At 72.0% G+C, this 18,223-nt stretch carries 18 protein-coding genes; 11 read left to right on the forward strand and 7 right to left on the reverse strand.

Features of this window, described 5'->3' with window-relative positions:
• The 3 genes from ACZ6RT_RS19600 to ACZ6RT_RS19610 all read left to right on the forward strand — a co-directional run.
• Positions 1-689 (forward strand): cellulose binding domain-containing protein (locus tag ACZ6RT_RS19600; RefSeq protein ID WP_470155140.1); only part of this gene is annotated, 689 nt, incomplete at its 5' end.
• A 380-nt stretch (positions 690-1,069) separates the two neighbouring features.
• Entirely contained in the window at positions 1,070-2,629 is a 1,560-nt protein-coding gene (locus tag ACZ6RT_RS19605; RefSeq protein WP_470155142.1) for a cellulase family glycosylhydrolase, read from the forward strand.
• A gap of 324 nt (positions 2,630-2,953) precedes the next feature.
• Positions 2,954-4,591, forward strand: a complete 1,638-nt coding sequence (locus ACZ6RT_RS19610) for an endo-1,4-beta-xylanase (RefSeq protein WP_470155144.1) — start codon at positions 2,954-2,956, stop codon at positions 4,589-4,591.
• 215 nt (positions 4,592-4,806) lie between these two features.
• Here the strand turns inward: ACZ6RT_RS19610 and ACZ6RT_RS19615 are convergent, their stop codons facing one another.
• Entirely contained in the window at positions 4,807-5,553 is a 747-nt protein-coding gene (locus ACZ6RT_RS19615; RefSeq protein WP_470155146.1) for an SGNH/GDSL hydrolase family protein, read from the reverse strand.
• A gap of 203 nt (positions 5,554-5,756) precedes the next feature.
• Here ACZ6RT_RS19615 and ACZ6RT_RS19620 point away from each other — a divergent pair, with 203 nt between their 5' ends.
• Positions 5,757-7,592: a DUF2207 domain-containing protein gene (locus ACZ6RT_RS19620; RefSeq protein WP_470155148.1), complete on the forward strand. Its 1,836-nt coding sequence runs from the start codon at positions 5,757-5,759 to the stop codon at positions 7,590-7,592.
• Positions 7,593-7,661: 69 nt separating this feature from the next.
• On the opposite strand, the gene ACZ6RT_RS19625 is transcribed toward ACZ6RT_RS19620, so the two are convergent.
• Positions 7,662-8,603, reverse strand: coding sequence for an asparaginase (locus ACZ6RT_RS19625; protein WP_470155150.1), 942 nt, complete (start codon positions 8,601-8,603; stop codon positions 7,662-7,664).
• Positions 8,604-8,660: 57 nt separating this feature from the next.
• On the opposite strand from ACZ6RT_RS19625, the gene dtd reads away from it, so the two are divergent.
• Positions 8,661-9,086, forward strand: a complete 426-nt coding sequence (gene dtd, locus ACZ6RT_RS19630; RefSeq protein ID WP_399185644.1) for a D-aminoacyl-tRNA deacylase — start codon at positions 8,661-8,663, stop codon at positions 9,084-9,086.
• A gap of 141 nt (positions 9,087-9,227) precedes the next feature.
• Here dtd and ygfZ read toward each other — a convergent pair whose 3' ends face one another.
• The 3 genes from ygfZ to ACZ6RT_RS19645 all read right to left on the reverse strand — a co-directional run bounded on the left by ygfZ (position 9,228) and on the right by ACZ6RT_RS19645 (position 12,177).
• Positions 9,228-10,211 (reverse strand): CAF17-like 4Fe-4S cluster assembly/insertion protein YgfZ, encoded by a 984-nt coding sequence (gene ygfZ, locus ACZ6RT_RS19635; RefSeq protein WP_399185643.1) that lies wholly within the window; start codon positions 10,209-10,211, stop codon positions 9,228-9,230.
• Between the two features lie 42 nt (positions 10,212-10,253).
• The gene (locus ACZ6RT_RS19640) at positions 10,254-10,667 is read right to left on the reverse strand and encodes a Fur family transcriptional regulator (protein ID WP_344890344.1); all 414 of its coding nucleotides are present in this window, start codon (positions 10,665-10,667) and stop codon (positions 10,254-10,256) included.
• Between the two features lie 574 nt (positions 10,668-11,241).
• Complete coding sequence (locus ACZ6RT_RS19645; protein ID WP_399185642.1) at positions 11,242-12,177, reverse strand: NAD(P)-dependent oxidoreductase; 936 nt, start codon at positions 12,175-12,177, stop codon at positions 11,242-11,244.
• A 199-nt stretch (positions 12,178-12,376) separates the two neighbouring features.
• Here ACZ6RT_RS19645 and ACZ6RT_RS19650 point away from each other — a divergent pair, with 199 nt between their 5' ends.
• Together ACZ6RT_RS19650 and ACZ6RT_RS19655 are read left to right on the forward strand one after the other, a co-directional pair.
• Entirely contained in the window at positions 12,377-12,877 is a 501-nt protein-coding gene (locus ACZ6RT_RS19650) for a hypothetical protein (protein WP_470155153.1), read from the forward strand.
• Positions 12,878-12,888: 11 nt separating this feature from the next.
• On the forward strand, positions 12,889-13,428 hold the full coding sequence (locus ACZ6RT_RS19655; RefSeq protein WP_470155154.1) for a hypothetical protein: 540 nt from the start codon (positions 12,889-12,891) through the stop codon (positions 13,426-13,428).
• A gap of 139 nt (positions 13,429-13,567) precedes the next feature.
• Here ACZ6RT_RS19655 and ACZ6RT_RS19660 read toward each other — a convergent pair whose 3' ends face one another.
• On the reverse strand, positions 13,568-13,873 hold the full coding sequence (locus ACZ6RT_RS19660) for a DUF2470 domain-containing protein (protein WP_470155156.1): 306 nt from the start codon (positions 13,871-13,873) through the stop codon (positions 13,568-13,570).
• Between the two features lie 104 nt (positions 13,874-13,977).
• Here ACZ6RT_RS19660 and ACZ6RT_RS19665 point away from each other — a divergent pair, with 104 nt between their 5' ends.
• Together ACZ6RT_RS19665 and ACZ6RT_RS19670 are read left to right on the forward strand one after the other, a co-directional pair.
• Positions 13,978-14,466 carry a MarR family winged helix-turn-helix transcriptional regulator gene (locus tag ACZ6RT_RS19665; RefSeq protein WP_399185638.1) on the forward strand — a complete coding sequence of 163 codons (489 nt, stop codon included), beginning with the start codon at positions 13,978-13,980 and terminating at the stop codon, positions 14,464-14,466.
• A 73-nt stretch (positions 14,467-14,539) separates the two neighbouring features.
• Entirely contained in the window at positions 14,540-16,093 is a 1,554-nt protein-coding gene (locus tag ACZ6RT_RS19670) for an MFS transporter (RefSeq protein ID WP_470155159.1), read from the forward strand.
• A gap of 102 nt (positions 16,094-16,195) precedes the next feature.
• Here the strand turns inward: ACZ6RT_RS19670 and ACZ6RT_RS19675 are convergent, their stop codons facing one another.
• Positions 16,196-16,702, reverse strand: a complete 507-nt coding sequence (locus tag ACZ6RT_RS19675; protein ID WP_344890359.1) for a heme-binding beta-barrel domain-containing protein — start codon at positions 16,700-16,702, stop codon at positions 16,196-16,198.
• Between the two features lie 67 nt (positions 16,703-16,769).
• Here ACZ6RT_RS19675 and ACZ6RT_RS19680 point away from each other — a divergent pair, with 67 nt between their 5' ends.
• Positions 16,770-17,132, forward strand: a complete 363-nt coding sequence (locus tag ACZ6RT_RS19680; RefSeq protein ID WP_470155161.1) for a DsrE family protein — start codon at positions 16,770-16,772, stop codon at positions 17,130-17,132.
• Positions 17,133-17,246: 114 nt separating this feature from the next.
• Positions 17,247-18,161, forward strand: a complete 915-nt coding sequence (locus ACZ6RT_RS19685) for an SDR family oxidoreductase (protein ID WP_399185636.1) — start codon at positions 17,247-17,249, stop codon at positions 18,159-18,161.
• The last annotated feature ends 62 nt before the right edge of the window (positions 18,162-18,223 follow it).

The following is an 18,223-nucleotide window of genomic DNA, read 5'->3' on the forward strand; positions in this document are numbered from 1 at the left end:
CGACGGCCTACACCGTCTCCGTGGTGGCCAGGGACGCGGCCGGCAACTCCTCGGCCGCCTCCGAGAGCACCTCGTTCACCACGACCGAGGCCCCGGAGGAGGACACCGTGGCGCCCACGCGGCCGGGCAAGCCCGTCGTCTCGGCGATCACCGGCAGCGGCGCCACGCTGAGCTGGACGGCCTCCACCGACAACGTGGGCGTCAGCGGCTACGACGTCTACCGGGGGACCACGAAGGTCGCCACCGCCACCGGCACCTCCCACTCCCTCACCGGCCTCACCCCGGCGACGGCCTACACCGTCTCCGTGGTGGCCAGGGACGCGGCCGGCAACTCCTCGGCCGCCTCCGAGAGCACCTCGTTCACCACGACCGAGGCCCCGGCCGGCGGCTGCGTCGCCACCTACAAGGTGGGCAGCAGCTGGCAGGGCGCCTTCCAGGGCGAGGTCACCGTCAAGAACGAGGGCACCTCGGCGATCACGGGCTGGACGGTCACCTGGAGGTTCCCGAACGGCCAGACGATCAACCAGCTCTGGAGCGGCACGCACACCCAGACGGGAGCGGACGTGTCGGTCAGGAACGTGGGCTGGAACGGCGCGCTCGCCCCGAACGCCTCGACGTCGTTCGGCTTCACCGCGAGCCAGAACGGCACCAACGGCGTCCCCACTCCGGTGACCTGCACCACCGGCTGAGCTCCGGCCCGCGGTGCCACCCGTCGCGGGCCGGGACCTCGCCTTCCCAGGTCCCGGCTCCGGTGATCCGTGCCGCGGGCCGGGCCCCCGTCCTCCCCCGGGTCCCGGCCCCGGTGACGCGCACCGCGGGCCGGGCCCTCTCCTTCCAGACCTCCCCGCACCTCGGCCCCGGTGATGCGCACCGCGGGCCGTGACCCCGCCCCTCCGGACCTCCCCACCAGATCCCACCCTCCCCAGACCCCGGTCCCGGTGATGCGCACCGCGGGCCGGGATCTCGTCCCGGAATCCCGGCGACGGCTCCCACGAGCCGCCGTCCCCACGCCCCGGCCGGGCGCGACGACCCCTCCGCCCGGCCGGGCACTCTCCACCAGAGGTAGGTCATGCGAACACGACTGGCGCTGCTCGCGGCGCTCTTTCTCTCGTTCTTCGTCTCGATGTCCCCCGCCCACGCCGCCGTCGGCCTGCACGTCAGCGGCACGAAGATCGTCGAAGGCAACGGCACCCCGTTCGTGATGCGCGGCACCAGCCACGCGCACACCTGGTACGCGAGCCAGACCGGTTCGTTCGCGGACATCAAGTCGCTCGGCGCGAACGCCGTCCGGGTGGTCCTCAGCGGAGGCCGGTGGACCGCCAACAACGCCGCCGACGTGGCGAACGTCGTCTCGCTCTGCAAGCAGAACAAGCTCATCTGCGTGCTGGAGAACCACGACACCACCGGCTACGGCGAGCAGAGCGGCGCCTACACCCTCGACCAGGCCGTGGACTACTGGATCGGCGTCAAGAGCGCGCTCGTCGGCCAGGAGGACTACGTCGTCATCAACATCGGCAACGAGCCGATCGGCAACAACGCCACCACCCCGAACTGGACCCAGGCCACCTCCGCCGCGATCACCCGGATGCGCAGCAACGGGTTCCAGCACCTGCTGATGGTGGACGCCCCCAACTGGGGCCAGGACTGGAGCTTCACCATGCGCGACAACGCGGCGACCGTCGCCGCCGCCGACCCGCAGCGCAACACGGTCTTCTCCGTGCACATGTACGGGGTGTTCGACACGGCCGCCGAGGTCACCTCCTACCTGCAGGCGTTCCAGACCGCGGGACTGCCGCTGGTGATCGGCGAGTTCGGCTTCAACCACTCCGACGGCAACCCCGACGAGGACACGATCATGGCCCAGGCCCAGGCCAGGGGCATCGGCTACTTCGGGTGGTCGTGGAGCGGCAACGGCGGTGGCGTCGAGTACCTGGACCAGGTGACCAACTTCAACGTCGCCAACCTCACCCCCTGGGGAGAGCGGCTCTTCAACGGCGCGAACGGCATCGCGCAGACCGCGGTCGAGGCCACGATCTTCGGCGGTACGGGAACCCCTGACACGCAGGCCCCGACCAGGCCCGGCACCCCGGCCGCGTCCCAGATCACCTCCACCGGCGCACGCCTGACCTGGACCGCCTCCACCGACGACCGCGCCGTGAGCGGCTACGACGTCTACCGAGGAACCACCAAACTCGGCTCCTCCACCACCAACTCCATCACCCTGACCGGCCTCGCGGCCCAGACCGCCTACACCGTCCACGTCGTGGCCCGCGACGCCGCCGGCAACACCTCCACCCCCTCGGCCACCACCACCTTCACCACCACCTCCACCCCGCCCACCGGCTGCACCTCCACCTACCGCACCGCGGGCTCCTGGCAGGGCGGCTTCCAGGGCGAGGTCACCGTCACCTGCACCGCAGCCGTCACCAACTGGAAGAGCGTGCTGACCTACCCCGCGGGCGTGAACATCACCCAGAGCTGGAGCTCCACCCTCTCCGCGGCCGCGCCCGTCTTCACCTTCACCAACGCCGGCTGGAACGGCTCCATCCCCGCCGGGGGATCGACCACCTTCGGCTTCATCGGCACCTGGAACGGCACCGGAGCCCCGCCCACCCCCGTCATCTCCTAGTCCTCTCCTGGTCCTCTCCTGCTCCTCCCTCGCGAGCGGCTCCCACGGAGCGGCTCCCCCGGCGGGGTCCCGTACGGCGACGCACCCGTACGGGACCCGCCCGGACGACGGCGGCTCCCTCGCGGAGACCTTCCACGCGGCTCCCCAGGGCACGGCTCTCCCGGGGAGCGCGTCCGGTGAGGGACCGCCAGGAGCCCGGTCCGCCGGGCAAGGGGGCACGGCCGGCCGCCGTGCCCCCTTCCTCGGTTCCGCCTCAGACCTCCCCGCCGACCTCCCGATCGCAGTTCCCGGCCGGATCTCCCCGGCCCCGAGAAAGGACCCCCCGTGTCCGGTTTCCGCACGGCGCTCAGGGCGGCCGCGGCCGCCCTGATCCCGATCGCCACGGCCGCCATGGCGGTGCTCCCCGCCACACCGGCCCATGCCGACTCCCCCCTGCGCGAGCACGCCGAGGCGCGCGGCAAGTTCATCGGCGCCGCGCTCGCCACCGGCCCCCTGGCGAACGAGAGCGTCTACCGCGACATCGCGGGAGGCGAGTTCAACCAGATCACCGCGGAGAACGCGATGAAGTGGACGGACACCGAACCCAGCCAGAACCAGTTCACCTGGGCCGGCGCGGACGCGATCGTCGACTTCGCCACCCAGAACGACCAGCAGGTGCACGGGCACACGCTGGTGTGGCACAACCAGACACCCGACTGGGTGCAGAGCCTCGGCGCCGACGCCATGCGCGCGGCCATGCAGAACCACATCGCCAAGGTCGTCGGCCGTTACGCCTCCAACCCCGCGGTCGTCTCCTGGGACGTGGTGAACGAGGTCTTCGACGACAACGGCAACATGCGCACCTCGTTCTGGTACCAGAAGCTGGGCGAGAGCTACATCGCCGACGCCTTCCGCGCCGCGCGGGCCGCCGACCCCGACGCCAGGCTCTGCATCAACGACTACAACGTCGAGGGCGTCAACGCCAAGAGCACCGCGATGTACAACCTGGTCCGCTCGCTGCGGGCGGCGGACGTCCCGGTGGACTGCGTCGGCTTCCAGGGCCACCTGGCCATCCAGTACGGCTTCCCGGGCCAGGTGCAGGAGAACCTGCAGCGTTTCGCCGACCTCGGCGTCCAGGTGCGGTTCACCGAGATCGACATCCGCATGCAGACACCGCGCGACGCCACCAAGGACGCCCTGCAGGCCACCTACTACACCAACATCGTCAAGGCCTGTCTCGCGGTGCCCCAGTGCGCGGGCATCACGCTGTGGGGCTTCACCGACAAGTACTCCTGGGTCCCCGACACCTTCTCCGGCCAGGGCGCGGCCCTGATCTACGACGAGAACTACGCCGCCAAACCCGCGTACACGGCGGTGCACGACGCCCTGGCCGGGGGGACCGGCACCCCTGACACGCAGGCCCCGACCAGGCCCGGCACCCCGGCCGCGTCCCAGATCACCTCCACCGGCGCACGCCTGACCTGGACCGCCTCCACCGACGACCGCGCCGTGAGCGGCTACGACGTCTACCGAGGAACCACCAAACTCGGCTCCTCCACCACCAACTCCATCACCCTGAGCGGCCTCGCAGCCGAGACCGCCTACACCGTCCACGTCGTGGCCCGCGACGCCGCCGGCAACACCTCCACCCCCTCGGCCACCACCACCTTCACCACCACCTCCACCCCGCCCACCGGCTGCACCTCCACCTACCGCACCGTGAGCTCCTGGCAGGGCGGCTTCCAGGGCGAGGTCACCGTCACCTGCACCGCAGCCGTCACCAACTGGAGAACCACCCTCACCTACCCGGCCGGGGTGGGCGTCACCCAGAGCTGGAGCTCCACCGTCTCGGGTGCCGGAACCGTCTTCACCTTCGTCAACGCCGCCTGGAACGGCTCCGTCCCCGCCGGGGGCTCGACCACCTTCGGCTTCATCGGCACCTGGAACGGCACCGGCGCCCCGCCCACCCCCGTCATCTCCTGACCGCCGTCCTTTGAACGCCGTCCCCTGAGCACCGTCACCCGACCCGGCCCCGCGCGGATCCCACCGGCCCGCGCGGGGCCGTGTCATGCGGATCGCGTGTCATGCGGGCCGTGTCGTGACCGTGTCGCGCGGCTCGCCGGAGCGGACCGCGTGCCGTAGGGGCCTCGCGCGGGCCGTGCCGCGCGGGCCGTGTGCCGTACGGTCCGGGGGCCTCGCTACGACGGGCCGGCCTCGATGCCGTGTTCCCGCAACGCGGCGATCATCCAGCGGGACAGGCGCAGATGGCCGAGGAGGGTGGGGTGCACGCCGTCGGGCAGGACGGCCCCGCGACCCCACCCCCGGCCGTGCGCGTCGAGCACGTCGAGGGGATCGAGGAAGGGCACCTCCAGCCGTTCGGCCGCGATCGCGACGGCCTCCCTGATCCGGTACGCCCACGGCGGCGCCTTGGCCACCCAGATCGGGCCGACCATCACGATCCCGGTGTGCGGCCACCGCCGCCTGATCGACTCCACCAGCCGGACGGCCGCGTTCTCGATCCTTGCGGCCCTGATCCGGCGGTCGTTGCGCCCGCCGGAGACGATCACCAGATCGGGCGCGGGACGCCAGGCGAGCTCCTCCTCGAAGGAGCGCTGGAAGGTCCGCCCCACCCTGCCGGGGTTGACGTAGCCCGTCCCGGCGGCACCCGCGGTGACGAGCTGCCAGCCCAGCTCCCGGGCCACCCGTGCCGCGTAGCCGTTCCATCCCCGTACCGGACCGGAGCCGACCGTGAAGCTGTCACCGATGACCATGACGAGCGGGGCCCGGGACGGCGGCATGGTCACGGCGGAGGAGGGGTGCGGCGTACCGCCCGGGACCGGTACGGCCGTGCCGGTCACAAGGCTGCATCCCGGGACGAGACAGGAGATCAGCACGAGGAACGCGACCGCGGGCGCCCACGGTCGTCTGTGTACGGGCGCGCGCATGCCACCTCGGGAAACGTCGGACTGCCGACATGATGGCAGATACCCGTCGGTTGCCGTGGCCGGAAAGCCGCATCCTCGGGAAGGATCCGGGACGCGGGCCGCGTCTTGATCCACCAGACGACGTACATGAGTACTCATCGGGTGAAAAACCGGGTTTGGGAGTGTCCGTCATGGGCGGGCGGTTCTCGCTAAGCTCGCGAGCCATGGCGGCATCCCTCTGGCGCCGGGTGGCCGGGAGGCGGGCCGTGACGGCCGTGCTCATCCTGGCGCTCGGCACGTCCCCCACCCTCGCGTCCCCCGTTCTCGCCTCCGCGGCCCCCTCGGTGCCCGCGTCCCCCGTCCCGGCCTCCGTGGTCGCCCTCCCCGGCTCCCCGGCGACCTCGGTGGCCTCGGTGTCCACCAGGGGCTCCGTGACCTTCGGGGGCTCCGTGACCTTCGGGGGCTCCGTCGGCTCCGTGGGCCTCGCGGGCTCCGTGCCCGCCGCCGTGCGGGCCGGCAGGGTGACGAGCACGACGGTCCGGCTGGAGCTCCGGCAGGACGGCGTACTGCACGTCAAGGAGGAGGTCGTCTTCGAAGGGCCCCCGCCGTCGCGGAGCCTCGTCGGCCGGACCCGCCACGACGACACCGACGACCGGCTCTACCCGGTCACCGGCCTCAAGGGCGATGCCACGCTGGCCGACGGCGCCATCACCCTGAAGGGCACCGGCAAGGCCACGCTGGAGTACGACGTCGGGGGCACCGTCACCCCGATGGCCGGCGCCCAGGAACTGCGCTGGTACGCCGTGGGCGGCTGGTCGGTCCCGGTCGAGCGGGCCAAGGTCGTCGTGAACGGCCCGGCCGCGATGCAGAGCCTGTCGTGCTTCGCAGGCCCGCCGACCTCGGCGATGGCCTGCACCGAGGCGTCCATGGACCACACCGGCGTCACCGGCGAGTTCGGGCAGCAGGGGCTCGGCGCCGGAGAGGTCCTCACCGTGGTCGTCGGCTATCCCGGCGACGCCAGCAAGGGCGCACCGGTCCTGGAGCGCCGCTTCGAGCTGTCCAACGCCTTCGCCGTGAACACCGTCACCGGCGGCGCGCTGGCCGCCCTGCTGCTCCTGCTGCTCGGCGGCCTCGCCCTGCTGTACTGGACGCGGGGACGCGACGCCCGCGTGGTCGGCCACGAGTCGGGGTCGCTCAGCGGCGTGCGGGACGGTCACTTCGCCCCGCCGGACGGCGTCCGTCCCGGCCAGATCGGCACCCTGATGGACGAGCAGGCCGACGTGGTGGACGTGACCGCCACGATCGTCGACCTGGCCGTGCGGGGCTACCTCAGGATCGACGAGCAGCCCCGGCAGACCTACCAGACGCCCGACTGGAGGCTGGTGCGGCTGCCCGGCGGACAGGTCACCTCGCTGATGCCGTACGAGCGGGAACTCTACGACGCCATCTTCGACGACCGCGACGCCGTGCTGCTCTCGGAACTGCACGGCTCGTTCGGGGCCAAGCTCGGCAAGGTCCGCGAGGCGCTCTACCGCGACGTGGTCTCGCAGGGCTGGTTCGCCCGCCGCCCCGACACGGTCCGTACCCGCTGGACGACCGCGGGCGTGGTGCTCACCGTGCTCGGCGTGCTGGCCACGGTCGCGCTGGCCTGGTTCACCACGTACGGGCTGCTCGGCCTGGCGTTGATCATCGCGGGCGCGGCCCTGGCCGTCGGCGGCCAGTACATGCCCGCCAAGACCGCCAAGGGTGCGGGGGCCCTCGCCCACACGCTGGGGTTCAGGGAGTACCTGTCCACGGGCGACATCGGCCACGACGTCCCGGTGGCCCAGCGGGTGGAGCTGTTCTCCCGCTACCTGCCCTACGCCGTGATCTTCGACAGCGTGGACCGGTGGGCCCGGGTGGTCTCCTCGGTCACCGGCGACGGCCAGGAGGCCGACCACCTGTACTGGTACCACGGCCCGGCCGAGTGGGACCTGTCCAGGTTCGCCGACTCGATGCGCACGTTCACCATGACCACCTCGGGAGCGATCTCCACCACCCGGCAGTTCCGCTCGCTCTGACGCCCCGTCCCCGCCGTCCTCCCCGGGACGGCGGGGACGACGGCGACGGGGGCGACGGGGGCGGGAGGGTCAGCGCACCCGGATCTCGCCCACCGGGCGCCCGCCGCCGAGCACGCTCACGGTGGCGAGCTCGTCCAGCTCGGGTCCCTCGAACCCGAGGGCGGTCAGGGCCGTCACCGTGGCCGGGACCACGGCCCGCTGGCCGCCGTCCTCGATCTTGACGGTTCCCGCGCGCCCGTCGGTGTGGGCGAAGGCCAGGAACGCGTCGGCGCCGCCCTTGACCATCAGGCCGGGGACGGCCCGCATCAGCCGGGCCTCCGGCCGGCCGGTGCCCGAGGTCCACTCGGGATGGGCGCGGAACGCGTCGGCGACGCGGCGCTCCGGGGTGCCCGGTCCCGCCGTGACCATGGCGCGGAACCCGCGGGTCACACCGAGCATGGAGACGAAGAACAGCGGGGCGCCGCAGCCGTCCACCCCGCCGGCCGCGATCCGCTCCCCGGTCAGCTCCTCGATCGTGGCGCGCACGGCCCGCTGCAGCGGGTGGGCCTGGTCGAGGTAGGTCTCCGTCGGCCAGCCGTTGACCACGCAGGTGGCGAGCATCGCCGCGTGCTTGCCCGAGCAGTTCATGTGGACCCTGGCCGGGCCGTTCCCCGAGCGCAGGACCGCGTCGCGGGTGGTGGCGTCCAGCGGCAGGTCCTCCGGGCAGCGCAGCGCGCTCTCGTCCAGCCCGGCCCCGGCGAGGATGCCGCGTACCCCCTCGGCGTGGAACGGCTCCCCCCAGTGGCTCGCGCACGCCAGCGCGAGCGCCTCCCCGGTCAGGCCGAGCCCGGCGCGGACCATGGCGAGGGCCTGCAGGGGCTTCACCGACGAACGCGGCGAGGCCAGGGCGTCCACCGCTCCGTGCACCCTGACCAGCGACCCGTCGGCGGCCACCGCGAGCACCCTGGCCCGGTGGACCGACTCCACGAACCCCGACCGGACGACATCGACGAACAATGACTCAGCAGACACCGTTGTCTCCTTTCGCCCAGAGTCTAGGCAGGGGGCACGACACGGGATGATGGGGACATGCGTGCTGTGGTGCAGCGGGTGAGTTCCGCGTCGGTGACGGTGGACGGTGTGACGGTCGGGGCCGTCGACGAGCCCGGACTGCTGGTCCTGGTGGGCGTGACCCACACCGACACCCCGGCGGAGGCGTCCAGGCTCGCCGCCAAGCTCTGGGGGCTGCGGATCCTCTCCGGGGAGAGGTCCTGCTCCGACGTCGGCGCGCCGCTGCTGGTGGTCAGCCAGTTCACCCTGTACGGCGACGCCCGCAAGGGACGCCGCCCCACCTGGCAGGCCGCCGCGCCGGGCCCGGTGGCCGAGCCCCTGGTCGAGGCGGTCTGCGCGGCGCTGCGCGAGCTGGGCGCCCGGGTGGAGACGGGGGTGTTCGGCGCGGACATGAAGGTCGCCCTGACCAACGACGGGCCGATCACCCTGATCCTGGAGGTGTGACCGCCTCGGCCCCGGCCGGTCCGGAGCACGACAGTACCCGGCCGGGTCCGGGACAGGACCCGGCCGGTCCAAGGCGTGACAGGACCCGACCGGTCCGGGACGGGTCAGGGCCGGGTCAGGGCCGGGACGGGCGTCGAGCGGTCAGCGGATGCGGCGGCGCAGCGCGGGGTCGATCTGGACGTTGCGCCCGGCGTCCGGCGGCACCACCACCTCCTGGGAGGCGGCCACCCCCCCGGCCTCCAGCGTGGCGTCCACCGGCACGGTCCTCTTGATCACGGCCAGCGCGACCGGACCCAGCTCGTGGTGGCGCGCCGAGCTGCCGACGGAGCCGACCTCCGTGCCGTCGTGGGTCACCGGGGCACCGTGCCTGGGCAGGGTGTCGACGCTGCCGTCCAGGTGCAGGAAGACCAGACGCCGTGGCGGGTGGCCCAGGTTGTGGACCCGCGCCACGGTCTCCTGCCCCTTGTAGCAGCCCTTGTTGAGGTGCAGGGCCGTGCCGATCCAGCCCACCTCGTGCGGGATCGTCTTGTGGTCGGTCTCGAAGCCCAGGCGGGGACGGTACTCCTCGATCCGCAGCGCCTCGTACGCCCAGAGCCCGGCCAGGCCCAGGCCGACCCCGACCGCCAGCAGCTCGCGCGGGAGCAGGAGGTCCTGCCCGATGACGACGGTCCCCTCGGGCGGTACGGGACGCGCCTTCGCGCCCACGGAGACGACGGCGTAGCGCTCGGTCACGTCGGTGACCTCGACCCTCAGCATGAACCGCATCCGGTCGAGGAAGGCGGCCAGCGCGGCACCGGTGCCCGGCTCGACATGGGCCCACACGGCCTCGCCGTCGTCGACGAGGACGAGGTGGTGCTCCACCCGGCCCTGGGCGTCCAGCAGCAGCGTCTCGGTCGGCCGGCCGGGTTGCAGGTCGTCGAGTTTCTGCGAGGTGAGGCTGTTGAGCCAGCTCAGGCGGTCGGGCCCGGCGATCCGGACGACCTCGCGGTTGCTCCGGTCGACCATCGCCTCCCCGGCGAGCAGCGCGCGCTGCTCGGCGAACGGGTCGCCGTAGTGTCCGGCGACGTCGGCGTCGGGGGCCTCGGCCGCGACCGCGCCGGGAGTGTCCAGCAGAGGGCTTCGCATACCCCCAGCCTACGAGGCCCCGCCGGGAGCGACGGCCGCGGCTCAGCGGCAGTCGCGGCAGCGACCGAAGATCGTCAGGTGGTGCACGTCGGTGGCGAACCCGAGCTCGGTGTCCAGGTGGGTGACGAAGTTCTTCACCAGGTCCGGGCTGACCTCGCTGATCTCCCCGCAGCCGCGGCAGACCAGGTGCACGTGGTCGGCCTCGGCCGTCAGGTGGTAGGTGGGGGCGCCGTGCCCGAGATGACTGTGGGTGACCATGCCGAGCTCCTCCAGGAGCTCCAGGGTCCGGTAGACGGTCGAGATGTTCACCCCGCGCGCGGTCTCCCGCACCCGGGCACAGATCTCCTCGGGGGTGGCGTGCTCGCAGTCCTTGACCGCCTCAAGCACCAGCTGGCGTTGCGGGGTGACCCGGTAACCGCGCGCCCGCAGTTCCTCATGCCACGACGTCTCGGTCATGGCACGAGTCTAAGAGCACCGGGGCCCTGCTCGCCGTCGTGATCACCGGATCTTCGGCCCTCTTCCCCTCCGGCCTCGCGGACGGTCCGCGCGGTGCCGCGGGCGACCCCGCGGGCGCTTCGGAACCGCGCCGCGACCGGCCTCGTGAGCGGCACCGCGGCCGAGGGAAACGCCTGGTCAGGGGCGGGTCTGAAGATCTTTACGGCCGATGTGGATATTCATTTGCCCTCGGGCCCAGGATTTCATAACGTACAGGCACGCCGAAAGGAGGTGGTCCGAACAATGGTTGATCATAGTTGGGCTAGCGAGGTGGCTGTCCGCTAGGACGCCGCGACCGGACTCTGTCCGGGCGTCTGGCGACGTTCGGCGAATCCAAGACAATCACCGGAACCCCGGGCCGCCGGAGGGCGGGAGCGATCCCGCCTGTAGTCCACCGGCCCCCCTGCCCGGCAGGGGGAAGTGGCCCGGGGTTCTTCCCTTTCCGGCCTTCCTTCCGTAGGCGGCCCCACACTCCGTAGGCGACCGGCCGAACGCTCCGCGGCCCCGCGCCGTCACGACGGTCCCCCACGCGCGGTCACTCCCGGAAGCCGGGGTTGGCGCAGTGCAGCGGGCGTTCCCCGCCCAGCACCCTGACGATGTCCTCGCAGATCATCCTGGTGTGGTTGATCTCGGTGTCGTAGGTGGACGCGCCCACGTGCGGGGTCAGCACCACGTTGTCCATGTCGGTGAGCGGATGACCGGGCTCCAGCCACTCCCCGGCGAACCGGTCGAGACCCGCACCGGCCAGGTGCCCCGTCTTCAACGCCCCCACCAGCGCGTTCATGTCGTACAGGTACGGGTCGGCGGTGTTGACGAAGATCGCTCCGGTCTTCATGGCGGCGAACTGCGCCGCGCCGACCAGCGGGCCCGCCGACGCCGGGGCCTGCACCGAGACCACGTCGGCCTGGGCCAGCAGGACGTCGAGACCGTACCGGTTCTCCTCGGCCTCGGGGTCGTACACCATGACGCGCATGCCCAGCCCCTTCATCCGCCACGCCAGCGCGCGGCCGACCGCCCCGTAGCCGATCAGGCCGACGGTCCGGCCGGCGAGCTCCCAGGCGCGGTGCCGGAGGCGGGAGACCGCGCCCTGCCGGATCTCCCGGTCGCCGACCGCCACCCGGCGGGTCACCGCGAGGATCAGCGCGAGGGTGAGCTCGGCGACCGCGTCGGCGTCCCGCCCCGGGGCGCAGACCACGGGAATGCCCCTGCCGGTGGCCGTGACGAGGTCCACGTTCTCCGCGTCGCCGCGGGCGCACCCCACGACCAGCAGTGGAAGGTCCAGGACCGGGCCGGCCACCTCGTCGGCCTCGGTGACGAGGATGCGCGCGCCGGTGTCCGCCAGGCGGCGGGCGAGGTCGTCCGCCCGGTGGGGGCGGTGCTCGGCCGGGTCGTAGTGGACGTCGACCAGTTCCCTGAGACGGTTCCATTCCGGACCCCGCATGGGCGCCAGGACGAGCGCTCGTGGCTTCACCGCACCTCCCTGTTTCAGGAAATTTTGGTACTCGGAGCTTTCCACGAACGTCACGCAGAGTCTCAGCAGTGACTCGACCGTCATCAACCTCTCACCGGCCGCCCACGGCGGGAACGCCGGGCGCAGTGAGTTCCAAGGAGACCACAAGAGCCCCGGCCCATGATGGCGGCGCACGATCACCGACGAACGGAGAACGACGATGTTCCGGTCATCCACCCGCGTGACGCTCGGCGGCGCGCTGCTCGCGGGGACACTGCTCACGGGCGGCGCCGCCCACGCCGACGAGCCCGCCCCCAACGTGCGGGTCTCCCTGCTCAGCATCGTCGCGTACGAGCTGGAGGAGAGCGGGCACGACGAGATCTACGTGATCGCCCAGAAGGACAAGACGGTGAAGCGGGTCTTCCCGTACAACGACGACGACCTGTCGGTCGCGCGGTTCGACTGCGTCCACGTCGCCGGAGACGCCTGCCCCGAGGGCACCAACACCAGGTCGGTGAACTCGGGTTCGGCGACCTTTCCCGCGAACGGACGGCTCCTGATGGTCGCGCTCATGGAGGACGACCACATCGGCGACGACGTGCTGATCAACGTGCCGCTCTGGCCGAAGCCGATCAGCGAGACGCAGTACCAGCCCCACGAGGCGAACATCAACGGTTACCACTACCGGTTCGTCTTCCGCCTTGAGCCCACCTACGCCTGACGGAGGATCACATGCGCACGCTCCTGTCCGGAGTCGCCGCCACGGCCGCCGCACTGTCACTGGCCGCGTTCCTCGCCGCACCCGCCCAGGCCGCGGCCGATCCCGGCGAGCGGAAGGTCCGGCTGAAGTCCGGCGCGCCCGTCGCGGGCGAGCTCGTCCTGGTCCTCGGCTCGCTCGAGGCGTTCGACCTGGAGGAGAAGGGCCAGGACGAGGTCCGCGTCGAGCTCAAGGACGGCCAGGACAAGTACTACATGTGGCCCACCAACGGCGAGGAGGCCGAGACCAGGCTCGGATACTGCTGGACCTGGACGAGTGCCGCCGCCAAGTGCTCCGGAAGCACCTACAGGTCCGCCGGGCCGTACACCCGGCTGACCGTGACGCCGGGGGCCTCGTTCACCATCGAGGTCTGGGAGGACGACCACATCGGCGACGACCTGCTGCTCAGCATCCCGGTGATCGCGAGCGGCGAGCCCCAGGCCGTCGAGGGCAGGTCGACTCCCGGCAAGGGATTCAACTACGGCCTCACCGCCCGCATCGAGGTCGCCTCCTGAGGGACGTCGCGGGCCGGACCTCGTCAGGCCCCGCCGAACGGGACGGCGTCCCCCGGGCGCCGTGCCCTCCCGGGGCGGACGTGATCTCCGGGTCACCCCGCCCCCCTCGTCCGGCACCCGGGTCCCGGGGGGCCTGCGGTCAGTGCTCGCCCCGGGGCGGGACGCCGAGCTCGGCGCACGCCTCGCGGTAGAGCCGCACCACCTCGGCGCGGACCTGCGCGCGCTCGGTCAGCCTGGTGCCCCACGGGACCCGTACGGTGACCTCCCGCCCGTCGACCACGGCGGCGAACTCGATCGCCTCGGCGTCGACGCCGGTGGTCGTCGCGGCGGTGGCCTCGGGCCGCCCGCCCAGGGCCCGGCAGATCAGCAGCGCGTCGTCGGCGTGGTCGTCGTTCATGTGACGCCTGATCGCCTCGACCACGTCGGGGGTGAAGGGAGTGTCCATCCCGGAAGCCTAACGACGGGTCGTTCCCGGGATCGCGAGGCGTCCGACCTGATGCGTCCTGACGTAGATAATCCACAAGGAAACCAGTTGGTAGACTGAGGCACATGATCGCCATGGCAGTCACCCGCACCGAGCCGGACCTGTCGTTCCTGCTGGACCACACCGGCCACGTCCTGAGGACCCGGATGGCGGCGGCGCTCGCCGACATCGGGCTCACCCCGCGCATGCACTGCGTGCTGGTCCACGCCCTGCAGGAGGAGCGCACCCAGATCCAGCTCGCCGAGCTCGGCGACATGGACAAGACCACGATGGTCGTCACCGTCGACGCCCTGGAGAAGGCCGGGCTCGCCGAGCGCCGGCCGTCCCGCACGGACCGGCGGGCACGGATCATCGTGGTCACCGAGAAGGGCGCCCAGGTCGCGCGGCGGAGTCAGGAGATCGTCGACGGCGTCCACCGGGCGATCCTGGACTCGCTGCCGGGCGACGAGGCCGAGGTGCTGGTCAGGGCCATGAGGCGGCTGACGGAAGGACACCTGGCCACCCCGGTCGAGGCCCCGCAGGCGGCCCGGAGGGCACGGCAGAGCACAAAGTAGATCCGACAAGGATCGTCTACAACAAAACTATCTGCTACGGTCTCTCCTGTTCCCTCTCGGACAGGAGACGACCATGTCACCCACCCCTTCCTCCCTGCCGGACCCGGCCGGCACCGGCAGGTCACGCTGGACGGCGCTCGCCGTCCTGTCGGCCGCGATGCTGATGACGATCCTGGACGGCAGCATCGTCACCGTGGCGATGCCGGCCATCCAGCGGGACCTGGGATTCTCACCCGCCGGGCTCAGCTGGACGGTGAACGCCTACCTGATCGCCTTCGGCGGGCTGCTCCTGCTGGCCGGCCGGCTGGGGGACCTGATCGGCCGCAGGACCATGTTCCTGGCGGGCAACGCGGTCTTCACCGCCGCGTCGCTGCTGGCCGGGGCCGCCGGCGGGCCCGGCCAGTTGATCGGCGCCCGGTTCCTGCAGGGCGTCGGCAGTGCCATGGCCTCCTCGGTCGTCCTGGGCATCCTGGTGACGCTGTTCACCGAGCCGCGCGAGCGCGTCAAGGCGATCGGGGTCTTCAGCTTCACCGGTGCCGCCGGAGCCTCGATCGGCCAGGTGCTGGGCGGGGTGCTCACCGACGCGCTCAGCTGGAACTGGATCTTCTTCATCAACCTGCCGATCGGGCTGGCCACGATCGCGCTGGCGATCCGGGTGCTGCCGAACGACCGCGGGGCCGGGCTCGCCGCCGGAGCCGACGCGCTCGGCGCCGTGCTGGTCACCGCCGGGCTGATGCTCGGCATCTACACCGTGGTCAAGGTCGAGCGGTACGGCTGGCTCGCGGCGCACACCCTCGGCCTCGGCGCGCTGTCGCTCGCGCTGCTGACCGCGTTCTTCGTCCGCCAGGCCACCGCCAGGACCCCGCTGATGCCGCTGCGCATCCTCCGCTCGCGCAACGTCGTGGGCGCCAACCTCGCGCAGATGCTGACGCTCTCGGCCATGTTCGCCTTCCAGATCCTTCTCGCGCTGTACGTGCAGAAGGTCCTGGGCTACGGCGCGCTCGACACCGGCCTGGCGATGCTGCCCGCGGCGGTGTCCATCGGCGGCGTGTCCCTGTTCGTCTCCGCCCGGCTCAACACCCGCTTCGGCGAGCGCACGGTGCTGGTGGCGGGCCTGGCGCTGCTGCTCGGGGCGATGGGCTGGCTCAGCCGTGTCCCGGTGAACGCGGACTACGTCACCGACCTGCTCCCGGTGATGCTGCTCATCGCCGGTGGCGGGCTGGTGCTGCCCGCGCTGACCTCGCTCGGCATGTCCGGTGCCCGGGCCGACGACGCGGGCCTGACGTCGGGGCTGTTCAACACCACCCAGCAGGTCGGCATGGCCGTCGGTGTCGCGGTGCTGTCCACGCTGGCCGCCTCGCGTACCGGGGAGCTGCTGGCCGCCGGTCAGGGCCAGGCCGCCGCGCTGACCGGCGGCTACCGCCTGGCCTTCACCGTCTCCGCGGCCCTGCTGCTCACCGCCCTCGTGGTCGCGCTCCTCACGCTGCGCCGCCCCGGGACCGACGCGGCCGAGGGGACGGGCGGCACCGCCCGGGACACCACCGCGGCGGGGGACGTCACCGCCCGGGACACCGGCACCGGGGACGCGGCTCCCGGACGGCCCGCGGCCCGGTCGAAAAGCGCCTGACAACGCCTGGCAGCGCCTGGCAGCGCCCGACGACGACCGCGAACGGCCGGTGGCCGGGACCGGCCCGCGACACCGGCGGCGCCCCCGGCCGGTTCCCGCGGATCAGCTGTCGGGGACGAAGTCGCCCACCCGCTTGAGCTCGGCCGAGATGTGCGACTGGAGCGGCTGCCCCATCGCCGCCATGTCGTAGGCCCACATCAGGTTGCCGTTGACCAGGCCGTACAGGCGGTGGCCCGCGGTGTACTCCTTGGCGGTCGCGGTACGGGCCACCACGTCGGTCTGGAGCTCGATCTTGTGGAAGACCACCTCCCCGACGTAGATCTCCACGATGCCGGTGGGGTGGGACAGGCACACCTCCAGCTGGCGTCCGGGAAGCTGGCGCCAGAAACCGGTCTCGGTGCCCAGCGGGCGGACCTTGGCGCCCGCCTCGTCGAGCAGCCAGGTGCGGCTGGTGTAGGTCAGGAACGGCTTGCCGTTGTGACCGAAGACGATCTCCTGGCCGAAGTTGAAGCTCTCGATCGTCGGATATCCCCCGACTCCGGCGCCCTCCCACCTGCCCACGAGGAAGGCGATCGGCTCAAGATCGGGATGAAGTTCGGGAACGTCCATGGGTCCGAGCCTAGAGCCGCCCCGGTACGGTTCGCGCCCGCGCGGGGGACCCGCATAGGCTTCGCACATGGCACGATCACTGGTGATCAAGGTGACCGCCGGCGAGGACGCACCCGAGCGCTGCAACCAGGCGTTCACGGTGGCCGCGGCGGCGTTGGCGAGCGGGGTCCCCGTCTCACTCTGGCTGACCGGCGAGGCGTCGTGGTTCGCCCTCCCCGGGCGGGCGGAGACGTTCTCCCTCCCGCACGCGGCCGGGCTGGACGACCTGCTCGGCGCGGTCCTGGCCGGTGGCAGGGTGACGCTCTGCACGCAGTGCGCGGCGCGGCGGGAGATCACGGTCGACGACGTGATCGAGGGGGTCCGCATCGCGGGCGCCCCCACGTTCGTCGAGGAGGTCCTCGGCGAGGGCGTCCAGGCCCTCGTCTACTGAACGGCGCCCACCGGCGAATCCGGCTCATCGCGGTCGTGGGTGTGGTCGCGGCCCGAGGCCGCCGGCGACCGGCGGCGTTGTACACCGTCACTCTGGGTATGGGAGGTTCTTGGCGTGCTCACCTTGGTGACCGTGGCCCCGCTGGTCGACTATCCCGGTGCCGTGCCGACCGAGCCCGTCGGACGCGCCCTGGTGACCGAGCTGCTGCAACGGAACGTCGCCACCCGAGTCCTCGCCGAACCCGGTACGGGCGACTGGCCGAGCCAGGTGGAACTCGTCCCCGGTTGCATCACGCGGTGGGAGGAGACACCGGACGTCTTCGACGGGGTCGGCACGGTGTTCCTGGCGGGGGCGGACCCGGCGACCGTCCACGGCGCCCTTGAGCTCGCCCGATCCCGTGGTGTCGCCAAGGTGGTGAACTTGTCGTCGCACGGCCCCGACATCGAGATCACGCTGCCGCCGGAGTACTGGCATTGGCTGGCGGTGGAGGTGGTGGTGGAGCGGTCCGGCATGGCGTGGGCCCATGTCGTCCCGTCCGCGGTGATGGCCGCGACGCTGACCGGTACGTACCCCCTGGCAGGGGGAAGCTGGATCAGCCGGATCGCGCAGCGGCGCCCGATCCGCGTGCCGTACGCCGACGCCAAGGTGCCGCTGATCCACGAGAGCGACCTCGCCGAGGTCATCACACACGTCCTGCTGGGCGAACGTTTCGACGGCCGTCGGGTCCACGTGGCCGGCCGACCCGTCAGCGCCGTCGAGCGCGTCCAGGCGCTGCGCGACGCGACCGGGCTGCCGATCGTGCTCGACGAGGTGAGCGTGGAGGAGGCGCCTGCGGTACTCGGCTCGATGGGCATGGGAGACCACGACATCGAGCATCTTCTGGCCACACTGCGATGGTTCAGCGAGCACGACGACGACACTCACAAGATCGCGGAGGGGCTGCTCGGTCGCCCGTTGCGCAGCTTCACGACCTGGGCCCGCGAGCACGCGGCGACGTTCGCCACCGGCCAGGGCTCGTCCTGGGCGTAGAGGGTTCCCCCTCGGAGACGGCCACGGCAGGTCCGCGGTGAATGCGGTCACGCGTACCGGAG

The organism is Streptosporangium sp. NPDC050148, assembly GCF_055586505.1.